Origin of the sequence: Paenibacillus radicis (ex Gao et al. 2016), from assembly GCF_014641555.1 — a bacterium.
GTDB lineage: Bacteria > Bacillota > Bacilli > Paenibacillales > Paenibacillaceae > Pristimantibacillus > Pristimantibacillus radicis.
This window is the reverse complement of the sequence record NZ_BMHY01000004.1, coordinates 288,163-307,262: the sequence shown is the minus strand read 5'-3', so window position 1 is coordinate 307,262 and position 19,100 is coordinate 288,163. Positions and strand designations below refer to the sequence as shown.

At 43.2% G+C, this 19,100-nt stretch carries 19 protein-coding genes and 2 pseudogenes; 2 read left to right on the top strand and 19 right to left on the bottom strand.

The annotated features are described in order from the left end of the window. Positions 1–2: 2 nt before the first annotated feature. The 12 genes from panD to IEX98_RS13000 form a co-directional block, all read right to left on the bottom strand. Positions 3–386, bottom strand: coding sequence for an aspartate 1-decarboxylase (panD, locus tag IEX98_RS13055; RefSeq protein WP_188889624.1), 384 nt, complete (start codon positions 384–386; stop codon positions 3–5). Between the two features lie 431 nt (positions 387–817). Next, a complete protein-coding gene (locus IEX98_RS13050; RefSeq protein ID WP_188889623.1) occupies positions 818–1,879 on the bottom strand; it encodes a glycosyltransferase family 2 protein in 1,062 nt (353 codons plus the stop codon). 100 nt (positions 1,880–1,979) lie between these two features. After that, a complete protein-coding gene (locus IEX98_RS13045) occupies positions 1,980–3,002 on the bottom strand; it encodes a hypothetical protein (protein ID WP_188889622.1) in 1,023 nt (340 codons plus the stop codon). Then, entirely contained in the window at positions 3,003–3,617 is a 615-nt protein-coding gene (locus IEX98_RS13040) for a hypothetical protein (RefSeq protein WP_188889621.1), read from the bottom strand. A gap of 85 nt (positions 3,618–3,702) precedes the next feature. After that, a complete protein-coding gene (locus tag IEX98_RS13035; protein ID WP_188889620.1) occupies positions 3,703–4,263 on the bottom strand; it encodes a DUF4303 domain-containing protein in 561 nt (186 codons plus the stop codon). Positions 4,264–4,322: 59 nt separating this feature from the next. Then, positions 4,323–4,889 (bottom strand): hypothetical protein, encoded by a 567-nt coding sequence (locus IEX98_RS13030; RefSeq protein ID WP_188889619.1) that lies wholly within the window; start codon positions 4,887–4,889, stop codon positions 4,323–4,325. Between the two features lie 18 nt (positions 4,890–4,907). Further along, positions 4,908–5,474, bottom strand: coding sequence for a hypothetical protein (locus IEX98_RS13025; protein WP_188889618.1), 567 nt, complete (start codon positions 5,472–5,474; stop codon positions 4,908–4,910). A 314-nt stretch (positions 5,475–5,788) separates the two neighbouring features. Beyond that, the gene (locus IEX98_RS13020; protein WP_188889617.1) at positions 5,789–9,244 is read right to left on the bottom strand and encodes a DUF4132 domain-containing protein; all 3,456 of its coding nucleotides are present in this window, start codon (positions 9,242–9,244) and stop codon (positions 5,789–5,791) included. 179 nt (positions 9,245–9,423) lie between these two features. Then, entirely contained in the window at positions 9,424–10,284 is an 861-nt protein-coding gene (locus IEX98_RS13015; RefSeq protein ID WP_188889616.1) for an aldo/keto reductase, read from the bottom strand. A gap of 34 nt (positions 10,285–10,318) precedes the next feature. Beyond that, positions 10,319–10,630: an ArsR/SmtB family transcription factor gene (locus IEX98_RS13010; protein ID WP_188889615.1), complete on the bottom strand. Its 312-nt coding sequence runs from the start codon at positions 10,628–10,630 to the stop codon at positions 10,319–10,321. Positions 10,631–10,778: 148 nt separating this feature from the next. Continuing rightward, positions 10,779–11,147 (bottom strand): GNAT family N-acetyltransferase, encoded by a 369-nt coding sequence (locus IEX98_RS13005; RefSeq protein WP_229692163.1) that lies wholly within the window; start codon positions 11,145–11,147, stop codon positions 10,779–10,781. A 75-nt stretch (positions 11,148–11,222) separates the two neighbouring features. Next, positions 11,223–11,873 (bottom strand): hypothetical protein, encoded by a 651-nt coding sequence (locus IEX98_RS13000; RefSeq protein ID WP_188889613.1) that lies wholly within the window; start codon positions 11,871–11,873, stop codon positions 11,223–11,225. Between the two features lie 136 nt (positions 11,874–12,009). On the opposite strand from IEX98_RS13000, the gene IEX98_RS12995 reads away from it, so the two are divergent. Continuing rightward, the gene (locus IEX98_RS12995) at positions 12,010–12,822 is read left to right on the top strand and encodes a serine hydrolase domain-containing protein (RefSeq protein ID WP_188889612.1); all 813 of its coding nucleotides are present in this window, start codon (positions 12,010–12,012) and stop codon (positions 12,820–12,822) included. Here IEX98_RS12995 and IEX98_RS12990 read toward each other — a convergent pair. The 3 genes from IEX98_RS12990 to IEX98_RS12980 form a co-directional block, all read right to left on the bottom strand. Next, on the bottom strand, positions 12,797–13,399 hold the full coding sequence (locus tag IEX98_RS12990; protein ID WP_188889611.1) for an aspartate/glutamate racemase family protein: 603 nt from the start codon (positions 13,397–13,399) through the stop codon (positions 12,797–12,799). The genes IEX98_RS12995 and IEX98_RS12990 overlap by 26 nt on opposite strands. A gap of 129 nt (positions 13,400–13,528) precedes the next feature. After that, positions 13,529–13,936, bottom strand: a complete 408-nt coding sequence (locus IEX98_RS12985) for a hypothetical protein (protein ID WP_188889610.1) — start codon at positions 13,934–13,936, stop codon at positions 13,529–13,531. Between the two features lie 155 nt (positions 13,937–14,091). Next, positions 14,092–14,706 (bottom strand): histidine phosphatase family protein, encoded by a 615-nt coding sequence (locus tag IEX98_RS12980; RefSeq protein ID WP_188889609.1) that lies wholly within the window; start codon positions 14,704–14,706, stop codon positions 14,092–14,094. Between the two features lie 110 nt (positions 14,707–14,816). Between IEX98_RS12980 and IEX98_RS12975 the strand changes: the two genes are divergently transcribed. After that, positions 14,817–15,725 (top strand): LysR family transcriptional regulator, encoded by a 909-nt coding sequence (locus IEX98_RS12975; RefSeq protein ID WP_229692180.1) that lies wholly within the window; start codon positions 14,817–14,819, stop codon positions 15,723–15,725. A gap of 116 nt (positions 15,726–15,841) precedes the next feature. Here the strand turns inward: IEX98_RS12975 and IEX98_RS12970 are convergent. The 4 genes and pseudogenes from IEX98_RS12970 to IEX98_RS12950 form a co-directional block, all read right to left on the bottom strand. Continuing rightward, positions 15,842–15,913 (bottom strand): annotated as a pseudogene (locus IEX98_RS12970) (VOC family protein); the annotation flags it as partial. A gap of 52 nt (positions 15,914–15,965) precedes the next feature. Beyond that, complete coding sequence (locus IEX98_RS12965; protein WP_188889608.1) at positions 15,966–16,517, bottom strand: GNAT family N-acetyltransferase; 552 nt, start codon at positions 16,515–16,517, stop codon at positions 15,966–15,968. Between the two features lie 199 nt (positions 16,518–16,716). Continuing rightward, positions 16,717–17,424: pseudogene (locus tag IEX98_RS29155) on the bottom strand (DsbA family oxidoreductase). 62 nt (positions 17,425–17,486) lie between these two features. After that, the gene (locus IEX98_RS12950; protein ID WP_188889605.1) at positions 17,487–18,920 is read right to left on the bottom strand and encodes an MDR family MFS transporter; all 1,434 of its coding nucleotides are present in this window, start codon (positions 18,918–18,920) and stop codon (positions 17,487–17,489) included. Between the last annotated feature and the right edge of the window lie 180 nt (positions 18,921–19,100).

Here is a 19,100-nt window from a genome sequence, read left to right as displayed (position 1 = left end):
GGTCACACCGTTGTGGAATGCAGTTCTTGATAATGCTCCGTTACGATACGATTATGCTCGTCCATAATGACCACATGCGGACGATAGGTACGGGCTGCCGAATCCTCCATCATCGCGTAAGAAATAATAATGACGCGGTCGCCCGGCTGAACCAATCTGGCAGCGGCGCCGTTCAAACACACCATACCGGAGCCGCTTGGACCAGAGATGACATACGTCTCCAGCCTCGCTCCGTTATTTATATTGACCACTTGCACTTTTTCGTTCTCCAGGATGTTCGATGCATCCAAAATATCCTGATCAATAGTTATACTCCCTACGTAATTTAAATTAGCCTCTGTCACAACAGCGCGGTGAATTTTGGACTTGTGCATCTCTCTGAACATAAATACACTCTCCTTTTTGGAGTGGTTTGGAAAAAATACAAACGCAAGCCGAGAAGCAAAAAGCTGGAGCAATCAAGCCTTTCAAAGTGAATTTTTGTGCAAACACTTGCCAATGTAGCTGTTTGTTTGGAATAAGCAGGCTTATGAGCATGATCGTGGTGTTATTCATGTCATTGTGAGGGGTCAAGTTGACTAGCAAACTCATGTTTTTTGTGTGGAGTACTGCTGTTTGGGTAAGATCATGTTTTAAAACGAGGTTATGCGTATTAGGCAGGTTTAACTAGGTATAGCGGTGACGGGTTAAAGTGATGAAATGCAAGAAGAAGGAAATTTATTGAAGCATACCCTTATAGTAGTGCTATTCTATTACTTGCGATAGGGTGAAAATTATATAATAGAGGGGGAAAATCTTTTACTTTTTTTGATAAAATCTACCATAGATTGAGAGCCTTTTGCAAAAAAACACTCCCGCTCTTGCTTGAAACCAGCAATTTAACAAACAAAATCAGATTAAAAATTGAAATCTTGTAGCGGAGGGATTGGCGGCAGTAGCGGAGCGCTAGTTTACGGTCGCAGCGGTTCAAATAGCTTAGCGTATAGTATTTACTTGCAATGCCGATGTCAATGTAAGAGAGCTGTTTCGCTTTATTGCTGATGGAATCAGATTGGGCGGCCAACCCCCGGATATGCTCACGCACCTTGATCGATTTGAAGCTTAGTCCCTCGATTTTTTTGTAGATTTCCTCGTTGAGATGAATCGTATCGGGATCTAGCTGCCAGCGGTCGCAGAAGAAATAGAGGCTGTCGGAAGACTCGCGGTAGACGGAATGAGGCTTGGTCTGCAGCGCAATTTTGTACTTGTCGAAAAAACGGAGCAGATAGGTCGTATCCTCCCCCAGATGAAACTGTTCGTTGATCAAGCCGACTTCGTCCAGCAGCTTCCGGCGGAATACCATCGTGTTCAGTTGAAAAAAATTGCGCGTATGTGACAAGAACGCTTCAAACAATCCTTTTTCGAAAACAATCGTCTCTCCGTCATCCCATGTCTCGAACGTTGTTCGCATTGATTGCAGCCAGTACCGCTCAACCTCATTGTCGAAGTTATACGAGGTAATGTCCCCATGCTGTTCTACCCATAGCGCAAAGCTGATGTCAGCTTTCGTCAGGTCAAGTTTTCGCATACTGTCGGTCAAATGGCAAGGATACCATTCGTCATCGGAATCAAGAAACGCCACATATTCACCTTTCGCCGCCAGCATCCCCGTGTTCCGCGCACCGCCAGGTCCTTTTGCCCGTTCATTGCATACATAGCGGATTCGATCATCTTTGCGTGTCCATTCGCGAATTGCCTCTTCAGTATGATCGGTACTGCCGTCATCGACGACGATCAGCTCCCAGTTGGCGTAAGACTGATTCAAGATAGACCCGATCGCCCCGGAAATGATATTCGCACGATTGTACGTTGGCATGACAATACTTATTAACGGCTCCATTCGCTTCACCCCAATCGATATAAAGTGTATGCTTTAAATCAACGTCAGTTTAAAAGCGGAAAGGAAAGCCGTCAAGTACAAAAAGTATAAGGAGGTTGATCTATATGCTCCATTTGTGATAACCCAGCTTGAGTAAGGAACCTTCTATTGCTTGATCTGCTTTGCTTTTGGAGGTTGTGAATTCCACTTCGGACAATGCACTCGGAAGCTCTTGCGAGATGAAAGAGTCAAAATCGATGGCTGTTCTCATAATGCGAAGCTTGCGAAGTGACGGCAGCTGCTCTATTCCCAATAAATGAGCCAACCCTTTACAATTGGATAGGGTTATCTCCTCCAGCGCCTCCATCCCGCGATCAAATCCGATTTCCTGCAGCTTGGCTTGATCCTCAATCCTAAGACTTGTCAGCGCTCGGAACTTCGTAATATTGCTCAAGTCATGAAAACCCCGGATTCTAACGAGCTCCAAATCGTCGATCTCATTCTCTTCGATTTCCTGAATATGCTCTCGCCCGCCAAGCAAAATGCGTAGATGCTTCAATTTCTTCAACCGGTTTATAAAGTGTAACGGTAATTTGCTAATCGAATGCAGCGCAAGGTAATCTAAATCTTCTAGATGGCCTATTGCATCCAGGTTTTTCACCTTGCCCCCAATATGTAAATGCTGCAGATGAGAGAACTCTTTGAAATATTGCAGATTGATGAGCTTTTTATCCGAAAAAAAAGTTAATTCTCTTAATGATTGCAGCGATTCTATTCCCAAAATCTCCGAATTCTCCAGTTCATAAATGCCCAGATGTAAACTGTACAAGTGTCCCAGCTCGGCCAATGTTTCAGTGTTATGCGCCTGAACAAGAGCATTGAGATGCAGCATTTTGACATGAGGAATCCTGAGGAGCGTGCGGCCATCGAACGAGAGCGATTTATGACCGTAGAAACGTACGCCAAAGTTTTCATCCAAACGAGCACATAGCTCATCCACTTCCTCCAAAATAGAGCCATAAAAATCCGGATGAGAGAACTGAACAATCACTTGGTTACCTTCGCTCAAGTCCTGCTTAATCTGCACCCGATCCAGCGCAACAGGATCATTAATCAGAATTCTTCGTTTCCATTTCTTACGCATTCATAAACCTCCTATAACAAGCTTATATTTCTTGAAAATCCAAGCGTTCATCAGTTCATTAGCCGCATTTTTGCTTATGCGAACAGGCGGCTTTTGCTCTTGCACGGCATCTGCTTCATATATAAAAAAACGAAACGGCTTTGTGATTTTCTTAATATCGTTAACTATATCGTTATAGAACGTATACGTTAACGGCTGATGTTCCCGGATATCCTCGTAAATATAATACTTCCCGCTTTCGTCCTCCACATCAATTTGGAAACCTTTCGGTAAAGAAAGCATGATAGATGGCAATTCATCTTCTGCCCATTGCCCGAGATATGGAAAGCTGATACTTTCATTTCTTATAAAAAATCCAGAGCTTTCATTACCAGCAGTAAAAGAAATTGAATAGACAAAGAAAGGGTGGTATTCGGGCTTTTCTGGGGCTGTAAAATAGTGATAGAACTTTTCATACGCCTCATACACTTGTGTGTGGTCATGTTTGGTCTGCGCATAATTCGTATGATTAAATTGGGCTTGTTGCCGCTCGAAGAGCTTCAAAACATGTTTAAACTCTTCTGGCGTGATCAGAAATTTAAGTTTATAGAATCCGCTGTGTTTTAACCTATTCATTTATTTCACCGCCAATTGAGCCCTAAATCCAAATATCTCAGGGCCTTGTTAAACTCGTGTGAAGCTTCCATCGAATATTCCTCTCCTACTCCGCCGCTTCCGCCAGCCATGCTTGTATAGCCGGAGACTCCGCCTGATTCAAACGCAGGGCGATTTCGGTATTGATCTCATCCGGCGGCATAACCTCGACAAGGACACATACGGACTCCCGCGGTTGGTTCAAGGCAAACAAGCCTTCCTTATCGAGCATGGTCATCGCCATCTCCATGGCCTTCAGCCTGAACTCAAACTCGTGATTTCTGTCGTCTGCCTCAAGCTCTGTAATGGCAGGCAGCTCCAGAAACAATTGTTTAACGTCATTAAATTCCTCATCCGCGAAACAACAATAAGGCGAATCCGCATAGGACCACTTGATGAGTTCCGCAATTGTTGATTCCGGCGTACCGCTTTCATCTTCTTGCCTGGCCGCTTCCCGCTCCAAGGCCTCCCATGACCATGCAGAGATGCCTGGGGCGTGTCCCTCTCCAGTAGTAAATAGCGTGCAGTAATAGTAACGTTCGCCATTTTCAAAAAGAGTGCGAAAAGACGTTCTAGCCGCACCGGCGATTTCAGCTGCCAGCGCTTCTAATTCCGGTGTAGGTTTCATAAAATCCGCCCTTTTCCGTTGTTTGTTAATGGATTCTACACTATGGATTCCGATTTATATCACAAAGGATATGGAGGGGCTTTTTGCACTGCAAAGTTGTCCGGATGAGCTTCATCTGACTCATAATCCTGCATCCGGAGAAGGATGTATTCAATTTCTTCTAATGGCATTTGCAATTGCTGACTGACCTCATAAAGCCCCATATTTTGTTCTAGCAGCGTCCTCGCTCTATTGATCTTTCCATCCAACCAATTGTTTTCTAACATCCAATTTTTCACTTGGATCAATAATTGATCTTGTGTTGCCTTATCTGCGTGCTTTTTATATTTTGCAATAGACTCCGTCAAATAATGATAGAGATAAATACCTAAAGCTTCGCGTTGTTCATTTTTAGACATTCGTTGATACTGCTCATAGGTGATGCTGATGTCTAAGTATAGAGCGTGATCCCTGCTGTCAAAACGTCTGAAAGTTTTTCGCTCGTAGCTTTCCGGCAAAACACGCAAGACAAAATGAATATTATACGGAAATTCCCATGTTTCTGCCAATTCCTCTAACGGCAGCAGTTCATCTCTCAATTGACCAACGCATGTTCCATATGTATCTAATAAAAAATCTAGCTTCATTCATGCCTCCTTGAATCTTTAAAACTCATATTTCACATATTGATTTTGCAGCGTTTCTTCATAGGGTATCCACTCGAACTCGCTCCATAAAGAGATGCCTACGAGCTCAGACAGCTTATCTACGGCTTGGAATGGGCTAGTCAGCTTCAACAGATTGGCATTATCCTCATGAGGGATACCCAACGCTTTTACCAAGTAATCATCGTTAAGACGTTCTTCTTTAAGCTCTTCATATTCTTCCCTTGTCCACGGCTCGCAAAAGATTCTTTCGGCTTGAAGGTCTCCGTTCGCAAAAATCGACAACTCCAATAATTCCTCATTCATATACGCTGCGGTCATCACTGGCTCCTCGGTAAGCCGGGACAGTGTTTGGCCGATCTTCTTCACCGTACCCCAAACAAAATATTCATGGAGCACGCTGATCCAGTTCTCGTTGCTTTGGCTTATGTAAAAGACTTCTTTGATTTCTTGAGCTTCTTTTCTGCCCAATACTTCGGCGTGGCCTTCGCTTAGCTCTCTCAGTACATCAATCGTCTTCTCAAGGTTTTTCGACTTTATATGCAAATTAGCGAATGATCTTCCCACGGATAACCTCCTAGAATTAAGGGTGCTATATGCTCATTAGCAATAGAATAGCCCCATTTAATTTACATCTAATTTCCATTATAAAGATCTTTTATCCTGAAACCTACCTACTTTTTACCTGAATTCTGGGAATATGGAGCAGCCGCAGCATGCTACTTATTTAAAAAGAGTTTCGTAAGTCCTACATAAATCGGATTGATTAGGAAAGAAATCCCTACAACGCAAAAGAGAAACCCTACGTTTTTGAATACCGTGGGTTTCTCTACACGCTGATACTTCTATAAGAAGCGGGTTTATTTTTAACAACTTGCTGATTATGTTCGATATAATTGCCAATCTTCGTTGAAACCAAGCCGCTTTACGAGAACGGCGTCCACTTCAAATAACAGCTCGCTGAACAGTGACTTCGGAACATTGATCGGAAGAATGCGGTCTTCATCCTTGATTTCACTATAAATGTAGCTTCCGCGTGTAACCTTGCCAGCACTGTAAAAATCCATTTCATAAACTGTGACCGTCTCGTCTTCCATCCCGACGGCAAGATCGCTGATGGCCAACTGTACGCCGATACCCATGGATTCATGCTCTTTGTAAAACTCAATATAAGAGCCGCCATCCAGAATCGAGCCTTTCGACCAACCGAATCTAGTGAGCCCGCCAAGAAGCGATAAGCCATTGATCGTGACTCCCGCAAAGCGCATGATGTTCAAGGCGTTCTCTTCTTCTCTTAATACAGTAAACGTATTTCTTGTCAATTGAAGCAGAGGCTGCTTCAATTCATAATCCGCAAGCTGTTGAATCCATCGCTTTCTTGCACCCTCTTCCAGTTCCAGAGGATGGATCAAAGCGATGAAATCTCCCTCCGATAAAACAACCTTATTTCCGTCCTCAGAAGTGAAGCTGACGTCTTCTGTAACTCTAAATGTGGCTGTAACCACTTCGTCCACATACACGCCCCATACGAGTCCTGATGCAAAAACATGCATAACCGGATTGTCCACGAACAGCTTGTGCCAGGCGACGTAAGTCCAACGTCTTCTCGTTGCAAAAGACTGCTCTAACCGATTTTTAACAGACTCTACGACGGATTTGAGTTGTTTCTTCAGTTGCTTAGCTTCCATTAAAGCTGCCGCAGCCAAGTCCACATCGTCCGCAGCAGCGGGAGCGGGCAAAGTTTTGTAGATCTTACCGCTTCCGTCTGTCATGCGAATTTCTTGATTCAGCATCAATTGCAGCGTGAACTGTCTTGAACCGTAATCGAGGGTTCGGCACCCTTTTGCATCAAATCCCAAGTGTGGAACAACCCGGTCTGCGAGCTCCTCTGTAGTGATGCCTGCTATCCCTGCTGCTTGGCTGAATGCAGCGACAGCCGCTTGCTTCACCTGATTGAATTTGAATTTGCGTGAGATTTGATCAATAAACAGCAGCGCCGAATCTAACGGAGACAACAGCAGTGCCTTCACGGCTTCACATGCGATTGCGCTGCGCGATTCGAGCGGCCATGCCAGGATACGTGCTTGAAGTGCAAGTACGACACGCTCATCGCCGAATGCGGCCGCGAAGGCCATTACCCACTTTCTATTCGCAGGCGCTCCCTTGCCAAGCCACCGCTGCAGCACTTCGTCGGCCAGCATAGACAGATCCTCTGCTCTTAGCGGGGCGGCTAGCTCCATAGCCTTCCAGTTGCGATTGATTTCCTCTTGAACAGCATAGGCATTCAAGATTGCATACGTTACTGTTTCGTCGACAAGCTCATTAGATGCTCGTAATCGTATCCGGGGGAGCGTCTCGTGCTCAAGCCAGTTTAGATGAACAGTATTAATTTCGGCAGAAACTGACCGTTCGTCTTGAAAGGGTATTCCCAGCTGATCTTGCAGTGCATTGGCTATCAGTTCTTTGATTTTGGCGTTCTTCTCACGCTTATACAACGCTTGCAGCTCTTCTCTGACCATTTCGCTATCCCATTGACTCAGCAGACGTACGACGCTCTCGCGAACGGCTGGTTTCTTATGGGCAAGCAGCGGCAGGATGGCTTCTGCCTGATCTGTGCTGGACGACAAAAGTACAACCGCTTTGTTCCTAACCAGTTTGCTGTCGTCCGCTAAATAAGGAATAACAATTCCGGCGTGCCTCTGTACGTCATGCGTCATGAGCAGAGTAAGAACGAAAGATTTTGCTTGAGGCGTGTTCACTTGCGTATGCAAATAAGCAATGAAATAGCTGCTGAGTTCAGCCATGTTCTCTTCAACATAAGCTAACGTAAGCTGGTACCAAGCCATCTCATCGATATGAGCACGTTCAATTTGAGCCGTATTAACGATATAAGGCATCAGATCCTGCATCGCTCCGCCCTCTTGCGTATAAGCCTCGACGAAGAAGCTGTAGGGCAGCATCTGCGGCTCCAAGGACCTCCTACACAAAATTATTAACGTATCTTCATCCGTATGCGCAAGAAAACAGATGACACGGTTAAAGAGAAAAGAATGTTGCAATAGATGTTGAGCGATGTACAAACCGCGGAATGACAAGCCATTCTTTTTATAACCACTCCATATCTCTTTCAATTCAGAGGAGAGCTGATCTCCCCGAAAATAGGCCATATTCAGATGCAATTCCTCTGCTGTTAATTGCTCGGTTTGCAAGATTTCCTCTATCTTAAACAGAAATTGCTCCTCCATATGTTTCAAATAAGGATGTTCATCGTCGATTTCCCAAAGTATTTGGCAGAGATGCAGCGTCTCAAGTTTGGAAGAGCGCAAGATTGCTCGTTCATAGCAAGCTCGATCTCTGAGTAGTTCAGCTCGAAGCAGATCTTGATGATCGTAATGATTTGATAGCTCGCTAATATAAACCTCTCGCGGAAAACCGTATCGCTCATAATACTCGGAAATCCGCAGACGTCGTTCTTCATACCTTTCCGGAATGGCTGCGGAGTAGACCGTGTAGAAGAATGAAAGATCCCACAAGATGAGAAAACGGATGAACGACTCTGAAAAAGGGGTGTACGATTCTGTTACCCCAGCCAAATAGACCGCCTTATGTAACCATCGATCGCGATCGATGTAGCCCCATTTCACTTCTTTCATGAGCAATTTGATTGCGGCACTATCAGCATCACTGAGTATCGCATGCAGAATTGAAATAGCGAGTGATGACGTTTGATGATCCAATTGAAGCTCACGCTCAATGCATTGGATGAACGCCTGCTCAAAACGGTTTGCTGTATCGGAGCTTAATTGCCCCGCCTTCGAAAGGGTGACTGCTATGATTAATTCATCGAAGCTGCTTAATTGCTGTGCTTGATTTTGCATTAATGCCGGTTCTATTCGCGCGACTTGATCGAGAAAAGTGATTCGGTGTTCTTCCAAGCGCTTCGATAATTCGTGATGCTCAAGAAACCATTCCCATACGATTTCCAGCGGAATATCGTAACTGCTTACCATCGTTAAGCATCCTCTTCGCCAAAGGACATCCTCTACATATCCACAGCTGGCTTCAAGAAATGATTTTCTGCCAATATGGAGCATAACAGTCAGCATTTTTCCTATTTGTTCCGGTTCAATACCCTTTATATGAAGCTTTCGAAAATGAGTCCAGATTCGCCCGATACCGTCCCGATCATGGTTCCGGAATGTGATTGACGGCAACCCAGTCGGCACATTTCCCGCCCCTTCGATGTATTGTACGATGCCTGCAACTGTTAGTTCATCAAGTCCGATTTCAATCAGCATTTGATCAAGACCTCTTGTTGTTGCCATACCTTTCGCCACGCACGAATCACTCCATTTATTAACCGTCTCTAGCACATCATTCTACTAGGAATCCCACGATATTCCTATTTTATTATATCGCTCGAACGACAAAAAAGGACAGCGTTTTCGCTGCCCTTTGTCTGTTTTCTTGTCGTTTTATGCAATGAGATCGTCTCGCTCTACTAAGGCAATCTGTACTACTTTAAGAATAGCTTTGTTAGTCCTACATAAATCGGATTGATTTGAAATCCTTTTGGATTTACAGCATATCTTTTTCCACTGTCTAATGCAGCGATTTGCCCCATCTCCTCTTCGCTCAAACTAAAAACAAATACATCTATATTTTCCTTAATCCGTCGGGGATTCGAAGATTTCGGTATGACGATGGTGTCACGATGTAAATGCCAGCGTAAAATAATTTGCCCAACCGTCTTCTGATGGCGGTTTGCAATCTTTTGTAGCGTCTCATTTTCAAGCAAAGACTTGTTCCCCTGCCCCAATGGCCCCCATGCTTCATGCAAAATTTGATGCTGCGACATATATTCACGCAGCTTTTGCTGTTGAAATCCGGGATGTGTCTCAATTTGGTTAATCATCGGCATTATCTTTGTCTGCTTCTTTAATTGCTCGAAATGCTCGATCTCAAAGTTGGCTGTACCAATCACTTTTATTTTGCCTTCCGTATATAATTTCTCTATTGCCTTCCAAGATTCAATAAAACGGGGACCGGCAAAATGAATCAAATACATATCAAGATAGCTTGTATTCAGTTTCCTGCAGCTCTTCTCAAAAGCCCGTAATGTTTCTTCGTACCCCAAATCAGTTGTCCACACTTTAGAGGTTAGAAAAAATTCTTCTCTAGCAATACCACTATTACGTATTACATTGCCTAATGCTTCTTCATTGCCGTAAATACGAGCCGTATCAAAATGACGATATCCGGCTTGAATCGCTTCAATTATGGTTTTGTCAAAGTTTTGATCTTGTTTGATTTTATAGACACCAAACCCCACTCGAGGAATTTTAACGCCATTAACTATCTCAAAGTACGGACGCATTTGTATTCTCCTTTGAACTTAGGATTCATGCGTTTTAGTCGCATAGCAGCAAAACCTGATCAATCAGGCCTCGTAAATCCAGCATTGCGTTTTTAGCATTTAGCCGATAATAGTTTTTTGTGCCTTCTCTTTGAACGCCAACGATGCCGGCATCCTTTAGTACTCTAAGGTGATGAGATATAGCAGGACGAGACAAATGGGTAAGCCGTTCAATTTCCCCTACTCGCATGCCTAAGCTCTGTTGAGCCAGAGCAATCAATATCGATTGGCGTGTCTCATTTCCGATGGCCGCAAGCACATCCTGATTTCTTTTAAAATCATGCGTAATTTGACTTGTCTTATCCATTGTTATCCTCCCTTTCTTCAAGCAATGAGTAGAAATAGCTTAACATAAGACATAGATCGAGATGACATTGGGAAAGAAAATGAAGATCATTAAATAAAATAAAGGCACCCGATCGTTATGACCGGCTGCCTTTATTTCTTAAGATCCTTTAGCTCAATTCTTTATGTCGCAATAACGTACATTCGAATCGCTCTACGCCAGGATATTTTTCCCCTAAGCTCATTATCGAGAAACCAAGCTTGCTGTAGAACCCCACAGCATCTTTATCCGTTTCAGCTTTTATTTTAACTATATCTTTGGTTTTCATATAGTCATGTATCAACAGTCTTCCAATACCTTTACCGCGATAATTTGGCTTTATAGCTATGTGCTTTACCTCTACTTCTCCCTTTGTGCCGAGTATAAGCCCAATTAATCCCACTAGCTCACCATTTAAGAACCTGCCAAAAAGTTCTCTAGTGTCATCTTCTAGATACTTAATTAGCTCGGCATGAACTCTTGCTTCATCTGCCCACATACATTCAGACAACATTCCTTAGGTTGATTAAAGGAACCACCACCTTGTTTAGTTGTTTCTCCAAATTTTCTAAGCTTATTTCTCAAGACGCAAAAAATTACTTATTCCTTTGTAATATTCATCCCAAGAATAATCGCTGTTTCTAATTATTTTTGAAGGGATATTCCATTCATTTAGTAATTCACAAAAAATATCTTGGGTATAAGACCAGCCTTGAGCAGCTCTTTTAAAATCTTCATCGGTATGTAAACCACAAATTTTAGCAAACTCTGGTCCACGAACCTCACATATTCTTCTCCAATTTTTTTCAGCATCCTCTTGAAAATAAAAAACAACTTCTGGGCTCATGCCCTCTTTCAAAATCTCTATGATACGTTTTGCAAGTGCCTTGACTTTGTTTTCTTGCATACCTTTGAAAAGTGCGACACTTAGAATGCCTTGATAGATTAGGCTCTCTATAATAATTACTGTTTGCTGTTCTTTATACCTTTCAACAAAATCAGCATATCGAGCAGTAACCTTAGTCGTAAATTCATCGGCCTCATCATCCGTACTTAAAGAGACAATAGCTGGTGTGTTTATAAATAACGGGTTATTGGGGCTTGTTTCAAGGAAGAGTGTATGGTCAAAATTCATAGCGTTTAGTTTTTCTGAAATGAACTCCGCTGTTGTTGACTTACCTGAACCCGGCATACCATCAACAATTATTATTCTGCTGTTTAGCACGAAATGAATCACTCCTTTATTTATTGCATGGACAAAAAAAACGAACGCCCGTTTTCACTGTTTGACCATTTCTTCCAGAAAATGATATCATTTTTGTGGGTAATAATCGATAAACAATCAGGGGTGAAATGAAATAATGTGGATACAATTAGAAAAGACAAATAGCGATAAATATAGGGAACTTAATGAGTATGTAGTTAAAATAAAAAACCAGATTTCATGTTCAGCGGCCGCTACATTCATTATTCATCATGACACGATCGTCTCTGAAAACTATTTTGGCTCTTATGAATCTAATTCAATGTTACAACCAGTAATACCTTCAACTCGTTTTAATGTCGCTTCTGTACGAAAGTCCTATATTGGATTTGCGATTAGCCTAGCATTATACCAAAATAAGCTTTCCAGCATAGATGATTACATTTCCGATTACTTGGATGATTTGAACCTGGATGCAGTGAAAGGAGTTAGAATCAGACATTTATTAACGCATACTCATGGACTTAAAAATGATCACGAAAAGCTTTTCCAGCCGGGAACGGGCTGGACGTATAACAACGTAGGAACTAATATGCTTATCCGATTGATACGCAAGATATATAATGCACCTCTTTCCGAAGTTATGAAGCAATATGTTTTCAAACCATGTAATTTCATAGATACAGGCTGGTGCAAGAATAAAGAAGAGAATTTGTTATGGTTAAATGAGGAATATGCTGGGGAACAAGGCGGAGAAACGAATCTTTTTGTAAGTGCTCGTGAATTGGCTTTGTGGGGCTACTTTCACCTGAACCGAGGGTTCATTAACGGCAGACAGCTTGTTCCAAAAGAAGTTTTAGAACAAGCTGTAATTAATCAGAGCCCCATAAATCTTGATGATACATTGCCGAGGAATGGTTTCTATTGGTGGATTCAGGATAAGCCTAGATCTCGGTGCATCCAAGAATGATAGCCTCTGCTCCCTGTTGACTAAGCTTATTAATGATATTTAAATAAGTTTGTTTGGATTCATCATTAATGATTCCAAGACAAAGCTCCTTATAAATGATGTCATGGATGATCATTCGATCCGTTTCGTCAGGAACTATAACCTCAAGTCCAAACCTTTCAACAAGTCTGCCCTTGTAAAAATCTTGCTCCATCGTAAAAGCTGTGCCCAGCAGCGCCACTTTTCTAATTCCATCCTTCACAATAGCATTTGCTGTTGGGTCGGCAATATGAAGCAACGGTATCTCGGTCGATTCCTGCACTTCTTTTGCCATCTTGTGCATCGTATTGGTACATATAATGATAAAATCAGCCCCGCCCGCTTGCAGTCGACGTGCCGAATCAATCATCATTTCTGTAGCTTCATCCCATTTCCCTTGGTGTTGAAGCGTTTTGATTTCATCGAAATCTACTGAATACATAAGACTCTTTGCAGAATGATGTCCTCCCAGCTTTTCTTTCACACGCTGATTGATGATTTGGTAATAAAGCAACGATGACTCCCAGCTCATTCCACCGATTAGACCTATTGTTTTCATGGACTAGACTACACTCCTCTAACTTGCTTATTTCATATGATTCATCTTTGAAATGACAGTGTTCGTGATAAATAGCATCCATTCCAATTAACATAAATTGTTTCATCTGTTGTATGCAAAAGACAGTCTTCACCTTAACGTCTCCGCATTCGTGTTCAAACCAATAATTTCAATTACCTCAACCTGCCCCACTCTTCTTGGGCCTTCCATAAAATAACCAACGACACCCACATTAATTCGATGTATATGTACTTCCCGTCTCATCTCGGGGATTAGTATCCACATGTTCGCAGTACCTTGTTTAGGCACCGGAAGATTTCTATCGAGAATAATGTTTCCGTATCCATCTTCAAATTCAGGATGAATGGCGAATATGCTCGTTTCGCTGATGTCGTCTAAGTCATATGCAAAATCACAACGCAAGCCTTGAAACACAGGATTTTTTCTTCCGCCCTCTTCTTCTGAATGAATTCGATATCTTATTCTAAAATCAGGAGGGTGATTTCTAACCTTCTCATATGGAACCCATACTTCCATACAACTAATCCCTCCCATGCATTTTATAGTTTCACATGTAAAATGTACCATAAAATACGATGTCGTTATTCATCACTTTCGAAAAAAGCAAAAAAAGAGAGGCTTTGCGCCCCTCTATCAGATCCAAAGCTATATAGTATTGCTTCTGCTATCGCTTAATAATGAGAGCTGTCCCCATACAACTCAATGGTTGGTTCTGAATGATGAAACACAATTTTGCTTAAGCTCGCGGAAGGAACATCCGGCAAATCCCCCATATCACTCAACTGCATTCCCGAGTAGTGGTTCATTAACGTTTTTAAAGTCATACGGTGGCTTACGACCAGAACGGTTTCTCCTTTACAGTCCTGCAGAATTTTTTCCACAGCTGTTATCGTCCGATCCAGCAGCTCCGAAAAGGTCTCTCCCTGTCCTGTTGGACGGTATAAATGAGGGGCTTTGAAAAAATGCTCCCATTCCCCACTATGCTCATTCTGTATGGCGGGTGCACTTTGTCCCTCCCATACCCCCATGTGAATCTCCTTCAGTTCATCTAACTTCATGATGTTATCTGCTGTGCTTCCAGAAATAATCTGAGCCGTTGTTAACGCTCTTGGACTAGGACTCGAATAAATCGCATCAAACTTAACCATCTGTAAGCGATCACCCAGTCGGGCAGCCTGTCGTCTTCCTTCTGGTGTCAATGGTGAATCCATATGACCCTGCATTTTCTGTTCCAAGTTCCACTGAGTCTGGCCATGTCTAACGAAATAGATGGTAGTAGCTGTCATCCTGTTACCCTCCTTTTTTATGTAATTGAAGTATACGGCCGCAATGTATAATATAAAAATATAAGTTTTATATTATATATCAATAAAATATATAGAAGGTGATTGAATTGATGATCAATCTGCATGCTTTGATGCTGTTCTATAACGTTGCTCTTACCGGGAGCGTTACCGAGGCATCCAAGAGACTGAACATTAGTCAGCCTGCAATCTCTGCCCAAATTCGCAATTTTGAAAAGCAATACAACATCATCTTATTTGAGAAAAAAGGAAGAAGCTTAGTTCTGACCCCTTTTGGTCAAAAGCTGTTAAAACCAACTGAAAAGCTGTTTCTCCTCGAAGAGCAAATCGAATCAATGATTGAGGATTATCATAAGCATCCGCAGGGTAAGCTTCGCATCTCTGGAAATTATCTGGCGACCAGCTTTCTAATCCCCAAGTGGGCTTCCCTATTCAAACAAAGGTATCCGCAAGTAGAAGTGGAAATTACAACCGTGAATTCACAAGCAGCTCTTGAAAAATTGACGAATTACGAGTCAGATATCGCGATCTTTGGGAGTAGCGAGATTACCAATCATAACGAACCTCACCTCCACTTTATGGAGTTGTATCAAAACGAATTCAAATTTGTGGTTGCGCCGAATCATAAGTATGCCAACAGGCAAATTTCTTTGGAAGACATGGTGAAAGAACCGTTTATTATGCGGGAGGAAGGCAGTGCGACCCGAAAGAAGCTCATAGAGGTGTGCGACCTTCAAGCTGTCAGACTGCCCAAAATTGAACTGCAATTTAATGGCATTAATGAAATCATTCAGGCTGTAGTCGCCGGTTATGGCGTCAGCTTTGTATCTTCTCTGGTGGCCAGTCCATTCATCGAACGGGGAGAATTAGCTATAGTGGATGTCATTGATGTTCGGATTACGAACAATATTGTGCTTTGCTCCCATGATAGAGGTGTTCTGGAGAGCTACATTCGTGATTTTATTTCAATCGCAAAAACAGTTAAAGAAGCAGAGGAATAGATAATTAATTCTGCCTCCGTGCGGATCGGATAGAATCAATAGTCGCCTTCAGCTTAGTCACTACATTATTAACGCCATTAATCTTCCAGAGTTCAAAAATGGGGATCTTTAACGCTTTATTGCCCAACGAGTACAAACACATTTTTATCTGGGGCTTCCATGACAGCAATATGTCCCGACTCTGTCGGCTCCCAGACTAATAAAAAATGGCAGCCACAATCGGCTGCCATCCTATTTATTCTAGTTATTAAATACGTTTTTCTCAAATAGTTTGAAGTCCCCTTCTTGCCCCATATATTCGTATCCGTTGCTCTCATAAAAAGCAAATAATTTAGGGTTGCTGGCAATACAGTCTAAGCGTACTACCTTCTTATCCCTGAAGCTTATAGCCGAATCACACCAATTCAGCAGCGCAGATCCCAGCCCGGAATTTGCACGTTTTCTGCTGATCGTAAGCCGGTGCAAATAAATGGCTTCATCATCTGCATAAGCTTTACTTCCCCATAGCTCAAGATCCCACTCACTAGGTTGACGTTTCAGTATGACGACGCCTACGATCTCATTGTTATGCTTGCATACAAACACTTCTTCTTTTTCAATTGAACCTACCGTGTCGTGAGAGTCATATCCTTTCAGCAGCCCGCTCCATTGATCAGATCCTTTGCTTTGCAGCCATTTAGCTGTATCTATTAGAAGAGACATGATTTCATCAGCTTCTTCTTTCTTTGCCACACTAACCGTATAATTCCCATCTATTATATCTGGATTTATTATTGTAAAGTCGCTTTTCATAAGTGCGAGTCACTCCTTAACTGTTTATAGAACTATGCTTACCATCCATTATAGCTCAATTTCAATGTAGCTGCTGTCCCTTACAAATCTTATACTTTAAGATCCAGACAGGATGTGTTACGTATTTTCAAGTACTGCTTATTTCCGAAAATAAAAAAAAAAGTCCAAGTAAACGATACCCTGGACGAATGAACCCAAATTACACCATGCAAACACCATCAGCGCAGCTGTCGTCATTTTTTGACAGGCCCTCTAATTCCAGCTTTTGAAGCTCCTTCTCTTCATTCCAAATCAAATTCAGGATATTCATGAAAACTTCCTCAGACTGAGCACCCGAGATCATGTATTTGTTATTAAACACAAAGGCAGGGACGCTTGAAATATTCATCTTTTTCGCCTCGGCCATGTCTGCTTTGACCGCATCTTTATAAGCATCAGATTCAAGCATTTCTGCTACCTCCTATTCAATAAGCCCCGCCTCTCTCCCAATGGTAACTAGCACACGATGATCGGCGATATTCATGGATTCGGCAAGATAAGCGCGAATAAGACGCTCTGTTAACTCCGCTCCCTTTCCGGCTGCGGCTGCAAAATGAACCAAACGATGACCGTCGAAGGTGTTGGCTATACTAGCTGTATCATAGCTGACATCCAGTCCAGCTTCTCTTTTAATCATTTCAGCCACTTGAACTTGCTTGGCTTTTAAATTCTCGACTGTCATTCCCTTTTCTTGGGCAAGCTGCTGGACAGTTAGCGTTCTGTTTTGCGCATGAGGATCAAGCTGGTAGCTGCGGTATACCACCTCTACTTTATCCCCCATCGTAAATGTACCAAGAGCATTCTCAAGCTTTCTCTTGCCAATGATACAAAAAGGACATCCAAAATCCGACCAAACATCGATTCTCATTGCTCCATTCCCCCATTCTTTTATTGCCCTTGCATTATTGATTCGATTACAGATAGATAGAGTTATCCTGCAGCCTGTTCATGCTCCTGTGATTTCCCTTTTCGGATGAAAATACCGAGTACAAGCGCAACAAGCGCGATGATGACACCAAACCAGAACGCATTGTTAATACCGGCTGCGAGCCCTTTGACGATTTCTCCCGGAGCCTGCGGATCGCTTGCTCCACTCAAGTACTGCTTCTGTCCGCCCGACATAATGCTGATATACAGTGCGGTACCGATAGCGCCGGCCACTTGCTGCAACGTATTCAAGATTGCTGTCCCGTGCGGATGCAGATGGCTTGGCAGCTGGTTGAGCCCGGCCGTCTGAGCGGGCATCATGACTAGAGCGATGCCAATCATCAGCGCGATGTGAACGGCAACGAGGAAGCCGGTGCTCGTGGATTCATCGAAACGGGTAAATTGCCACAACGAAATGACGGCAATAGCCAGTCCTGGGATAACCAGAACGCGAGGCCCGAATTTATCAAACAGCTTCCCTGAAACAGGAGCCATGAACCCGTTCACAATCCCGCCAGGAAGGAGAATTAAACCCGACTTGAATGCGGTTACCATCAGTACGCCTTGCATGAACATCGGAAGCATGATCGCCGATGAGAAAAAGGTCATCATTAATACAAATAGCAGTACCGCAACAAGGGCAAAAGTCGGATAACGGAATGCACGTAAATCCATCACAGGCTGCTTTAACAATAGCTGTCTCCAGACGAACAGCAGCAAGGCTGCACCGCCCGCGGAGATCGTCCAGATGACTGCCGGCTCCGACCAGCCATGCTCGCCGGCACTGCTGAATCCATAGACGATGCCGCCGAAGCCGATAGTCGACAAGACGATGGATAAGAAGTCCACTCGCGGCTTGGTTACTTCCGACACATTTTTTAAAACAGCGGCTCCAATAATAACGGAGAGCAGCGCAAACGGTATGACCAAGTAAAACAGCCAGCGCCAAGAAAGCCCGTCAACGATTAATCCCGATATCGTCGGGCCAATCGCCGGCGCGAACATGACGACGAGCCCTAACATCCCCATAGCCCCTCCCCGCTTTTCCGGCGGATAGATGGTCATGATTACGTTCATTACAAGCGGCAGCAGCATACCGGTTCCTATCGCTTGAATGATTCGGCCGACCAGCAGTACGCTGAATTCCGGTGATAGCGCCGAAGTAACTGTGCCGACGAAGAACAACCCCATCGCCGACAGAAAGATTTGCCGGGTCGTGAACCATTGCTGCAGAATTGCTGTCACCGGAACGAGTACGCCAACGACGAGCATGTAGGCCGTAGATAGCCATTGAGCCGTTGCTGCAGACACTTCAAATGATTTCATCAATTCAGGGAGGGCATTGCCCATAAGCGTTTCATTCAAAGCAGCCACGAACATGCCGACAATAAGTGCAAACATGATCGGACCGCGCTTCATATTGTTTAAATCAATCATCCGTTTTTCCCCCAAGCCTTTGTATTTAGCTCATTATTTATGACCACAGCAATAAATGAGCCCATCGAAGCCGCTGCTATAGCCTGGTGCATTTAAACCCGCTGGCCCGCCGCCAGTAATGACCATATCCAAAAGTTGTTTTTTCACCTTCTAAATAAACCTCAATGGATCTTTAATATC

What these genes read in the sequence shown, in the direction of transcription:
- IEX98_RS13030 (WP_188889619.1), bottom strand. Translation starts at nt 4,889, where the DNA reads ATGAAGCTAGATTTTTTATTAGATACATATGGAACATGCGTTGGTCAA.
- IEX98_RS12975 (WP_229692180.1), top strand. Translation starts at nt 14,817, where the DNA reads ATGATCAATCTGCATGCTTTGATGCTGTTCTATAACGTTGCTCTTACC.
- panD (WP_188889624.1), bottom strand. Translation starts at nt 386, where the DNA reads ATGTTCAGAGAGATGCACAAGTCCAAAATTCACCGCGCTGTTGTGACA.
- IEX98_RS12980 (WP_188889609.1), bottom strand. Translation starts at nt 14,706, where the DNA reads ATGACAGCTACTACCATCTATTTCGTTAGACATGGCCAGACTCAGTGG.
- IEX98_RS13015 (WP_188889616.1), bottom strand. Translation starts at nt 10,284, where the DNA reads ATGCGTCCGTACTTTGAGATAGTTAATGGCGTTAAAATTCCTCGAGTG.
- IEX98_RS13010 (WP_188889615.1), bottom strand. Translation starts at nt 10,630, where the DNA reads ATGGATAAGACAAGTCAAATTACGCATGATTTTAAAAGAAATCAGGAT.
- IEX98_RS12990 (WP_188889611.1), bottom strand. Translation starts at nt 13,399, where the DNA reads ATGAAAACAATAGGTCTAATCGGTGGAATGAGCTGGGAGTCATCGTTG.
- IEX98_RS13005 (WP_229692163.1), bottom strand. Translation starts at nt 11,147, where the DNA reads ATGTGGGCAGATGAAGCAAGAGTTCATGCCGAGCTAATTAAGTATCTA.
- IEX98_RS13035 (WP_188889620.1), bottom strand. Translation starts at nt 4,263, where the DNA reads ATGAAACCTACACCGGAATTAGAAGCGCTGGCAGCTGAAATCGCCGGT.
- IEX98_RS12985 (WP_188889610.1), bottom strand. Translation starts at nt 13,936, where the DNA reads ATGGAAGTATGGGTTCCATATGAGAAGGTTAGAAATCACCCTCCTGAT.
- IEX98_RS13040 (WP_188889621.1), bottom strand. Translation starts at nt 3,617, where the DNA reads ATGAATAGGTTAAAACACAGCGGATTCTATAAACTTAAATTTCTGATC.
- IEX98_RS13050 (WP_188889623.1), bottom strand. Translation starts at nt 1,879, where the DNA reads ATGGAGCCGTTAATAAGTATTGTCATGCCAACGTACAATCGTGCGAAT.
- IEX98_RS13045 (WP_188889622.1), bottom strand. Translation starts at nt 3,002, where the DNA reads ATGCGTAAGAAATGGAAACGAAGAATTCTGATTAATGATCCTGTTGCG.
- IEX98_RS12950 (WP_188889605.1), bottom strand. Translation starts at nt 18,920, where the DNA reads ATGATTGATTTAAACAATATGAAGCGCGGTCCGATCATGTTTGCACTT.
- IEX98_RS12965 (WP_188889608.1), bottom strand. Translation starts at nt 16,517, where the DNA reads ATGAAAAGCGACTTTACAATAATAAATCCAGATATAATAGATGGGAAT.
- IEX98_RS12995 (WP_188889612.1), top strand. Translation starts at nt 12,010, where the DNA reads ATGTGGATACAATTAGAAAAGACAAATAGCGATAAATATAGGGAACTT.